We start from the raw sequence: 3,474 nt of genomic DNA on the forward strand, positions 1-3,474 counted from the left end.
GCACGGAGGACTCCGGGGCGAGCTCAACAATCTTGATGACGTTGATGAGCTTGTTGAGTTGCTTGGTGACCTGCTCCAGCAATTCGCCGTCCGCATCGACCACCACGGTGATCCGTGAGATCCCCGGGATTTCGGTGGGACCCACCGCCAGGGAGTGGATGTTGAACGCACGGCGCGCGAACAAACCGGCAACGCGCGTCAGCACGCCGGGCTTGTCCTCAACCAGAACGGAGAGGGTGTGTCGGCTCATCAATTAGTCCTCCGGGTTCCAGTCAGGAGTCAGGTTCTTGGCAATTTGGATCTGGTCGTTGGAAACGCCCGAGGGAACCATGGGCCAGACCATGGCGTCCGCGGACACCACGAAGTCGATCACCACGGGGCGGTCGTTGATCTCCAGGGCCTGCTTGATCACGTCATCCACTTGATCATCGCTTTCGCAACGCAACGCGGCGCAACCGTAGGCCTCGGCCAGTTTCACGAAGTCCGGCACACGGCGGGAATTGTGGCCGGTGTTCAGCTCCGTATTGGAGTAGCGACCGTCGTAGAACAAGGTCTGCCACTGGCGCACCATACCCAGTGACGAGTTGTTGATCACGGCCACCTTGATGGGGATGTTGTTGATCACGCACGTGGCAAGTTCCTGATTGGTCATTTGGAAACAACCGTCGCCGTCGATGGCCCACACCACGCGGTCCGGCTGGGACACCTGCGCGCCCATGGCGGCGGGAACCGCAAAGCCCATGGTGCCCAGACCGGAGGAGTTGAGCCACTGGCGAGGGCGCTCGTAGGCCACGAATTGCGCGGACCACATCTGGTGCTGGCCCACGCCGGAGACGTAGACGGCTTCGGGTCCGGTCAGGGCCGAGATGCGTTCGATCACGTACTGGGGACTGCCCAGCCCGTCATCGGTGCGAGCGTAACCGAGCGGGTAGGTGTCGCGCAGACTCGACAGCGTGGTCCACCACGTGCCCAGATCCGGTTTGCCGCCCGTCTCGAATTCTTGCCGCACCGCATCACTGAGATCAGGGATCACGGTCTTGAGGTCACCCACGATCGGAACGTCCGCCGTGCGGTTCTTGGAGATCTCCGCGGGATCGATGTCCGCGTGGATCACCTTGGCATTGGGGGCGAACGTGTCCAGTTGACCGGTCACGCGATCGTCGAACCGAGCACCCAGAGTCACCAGCAGGTCAGCCTGCTGCAACGCGTAGACGGCCGGAACCGTGCCGTGCATACCGGGCATGCCCAGGTTCAACTCGTGGGAGTCCGGGAACACACCGCGGGCGGTGAGTGTGGTGACCACGGGAGCGCCGGTGAGTTCTGCGAGCTCGAGGAGCTCCGCAGCGGCGTCGGCTCGCATGGTGCCACCACCGGTGTAAAGCACCGGACGCTCGGCGGAAGCGATCAGACGGGCCGCTTCCCTGATCTGCTTGGAGTGACCACGCGTCACGGGGCGGTAACCCGCCAGCTCCAGCTGCGGGGGCCAGGAGAACATCATGGTGGAGACCTGGGCGTCCTTGGACACGTCCACCAGGACCGGGCCGGGGCGTCCGGTCGAGGCCAGGTGGAAGGCCTCCGCCAGAACGCGAGGAATGTCCTGGGGGTCGGTCACCAGGTAGGAGTGCTTGGTGATGGGCATGGTCATACCCACGATGTCCGCCTCCTGGAATGCATCGGTTCCGATGAAGGCACTGGAGACCTGACCCGTGATCGCAACCATGGGGATCGAATCCATGTTGGCGTCCGCAAGTGCGGTGACCAAGTTGGTGGCGCCGGGACCGGAGGTCACGATGCACACACCGGTGCGCCCCGATGCCAAGGCGTAGCCCTCTGCCGCGTGCCCCGCGCCCTGCTCGTGACGCACCAGGATGTGGTTGATCTTCTCCGCATCCATCAAGGGGTCGTACGTGGGAAGGATTGCACCACCCGGAAGACCGAACACATCGGTGACCCCGAGCTGCTCGAGGGAGCGAATAATGGCGCGCGAGCCGGTCATTTCCTCCGGGCCTTCGGCGCCGGCCACCGCGGTGGCCACGGGATGCTGCTCCGATTCCGCGCCCACCAATGACGCTGAAGTGTTCTCGGCGCGCCGATGGGCCATCACGGCCGGTGAAATCGGCTGATCCTTACTCATAGTGGATATTTCCTTTACCTGCTGTTGGTGCTGAACGCCGGGCGGGCCATCCCCTGACCGATGACGGTGAGCCAGTGCGGATCGTTATACATAAGGAAAGGCCCTCACGCCACGGGTTTCGTGAGCGTTCGGGCCTGTGTCCACGCGCGACGTATTCGACTCAGGCCCGATGTCCGATAAGAACAACGACTCCAAGGTCTACAACGTCACTCGGTGCGAACTGCATAACACCCACTGTAGTGAGGCGCGCGCCTCCTGTGTCAATCTTCGGACACCATGTCTCACATTATGAACTACTCTCCGGTGGACGGGAGAACAAGGCGTCCCGGTTGCACCAAGAACTTCGGTGCTTGGCCGGTCCTGACGCGCTCGACCTGCTGGAGAATGAGATCCCGCACGCGGGGCCGGTAGGACACATTGGATCCGCCCACGTGAGGGAGCACGATGGACCCTGCGGCGCTCATGAGGGGGTGATCACCGGGCAGCGGCTCCGGGTCCACCACGTCCAGGGCACAGCGCAGTCGCCCCTGGACCACTTCTTCGGTCAGGGCGTCCGTGTCGACCAGCGACCCCCGCCCCACATTGACGACCAGAGCGTCGTCGGGGAGCCTACGCAGGGCCGCGGCGTCGAACATGCCCTCCGTTGCCTCGGTGAGTGGGAGCGCGACCACCAGAATGTCGGTCTCGGGCAGAATCTGGTCCAATTCGTCCACGCCACGAACCTGGCCCTGCTCGTCCTCCCGCGCCGACGACGCCACGCGAGTGATCTCGACCTCGAACGGCCGCAGGCGGTCAATGACGGCCGAACCGATTTCTCCGATTCCCACGACCGTGGCCCGGGAATCCGCCACCGCACGGGAAAAGAACCGCTTGTACACGCCTTCCTTCTGCTGCACGATGGCGCGATCCATGCTGCGCTGCGCGGCAATGATGAGACCCACCGCGATTTCCGCGGTACCCGCGGCGTGCACCCAACCGGCGGAGCTCAACGCAACGTCGGGGCCGATTCGCTCCGGAACCCCGTCGTAACCGGTGGACTGCAACTGTAGGAGTTTCACATTTTCGACCGCGGACGGATTCTTCAACCATCGTCCGCTGAAGTACGGCGCCACGGCGATGTCAATGTCCTCGCGTGCGCACCCCTCGGGCTCACCCTCGAGATCCCACAACACACAAGTGAAGTCGTCGAGTTCGGCACTGATCTGATCGAAGAGCTTTTGCTCAGGCAGGGAGATCACGCGCAAGTCTGACAGGGCCACGGTGGGGTGCTGAGAGGTCATGGCTTTATGGTACGTGCGAGCGGCTCCTCGGACGTGTCCGGCACCACGCCTGCCGAATTG

General features: G+C 63.4%; 3 protein-coding genes. All 3 read right to left on the reverse strand.

The features are described from left to right. On the reverse strand, positions 1–250 hold a 250-nt coding region (gene ilvN, locus Q4E95_RS11995; RefSeq protein ID WP_303383526.1), incomplete at its 3' end, for an acetolactate synthase small subunit. A gap of 3 nt (positions 251–253) precedes the next feature. Next, positions 254–2,134 carry an acetolactate synthase large subunit gene (locus Q4E95_RS12000; RefSeq protein WP_303383527.1) on the reverse strand — a complete coding sequence of 627 codons (1,881 nt, stop codon included), beginning with the start codon at positions 2,132–2,134 and terminating at the stop codon, positions 254–256. A 293-nt stretch (positions 2,135–2,427) separates the two neighbouring features. Continuing rightward, complete coding sequence (locus Q4E95_RS12005) at positions 2,428–3,414, reverse strand: NAD(P)-dependent oxidoreductase (protein WP_303383528.1); 987 nt, start codon at positions 3,412–3,414, stop codon at positions 2,428–2,430. Positions 3,415–3,474 lie beyond the last annotated feature (60 nt).

It is taken from the genome of Kocuria sp. (assembly GCF_030536815.1).
GTDB classification, from domain to species: Bacteria; Actinomycetota; Actinomycetes; order Actinomycetales; family Micrococcaceae; genus Kocuria; species Kocuria gwangalliensis.

Coding starts and splice junctions, on each gene's coding strand:
- Q4E95_RS12005 (WP_303383528.1), bottom strand. CDS start 3,414: ATGACCTCTCAGCACCCCACCGTGGCCCTGTCAGACTTGCGCGTGATC.
- Q4E95_RS12000 (WP_303383527.1), bottom strand. CDS start 2,134: ATGAGTAAGGATCAGCCGATTTCACCGGCCGTGATGGCCCATCGGCGC.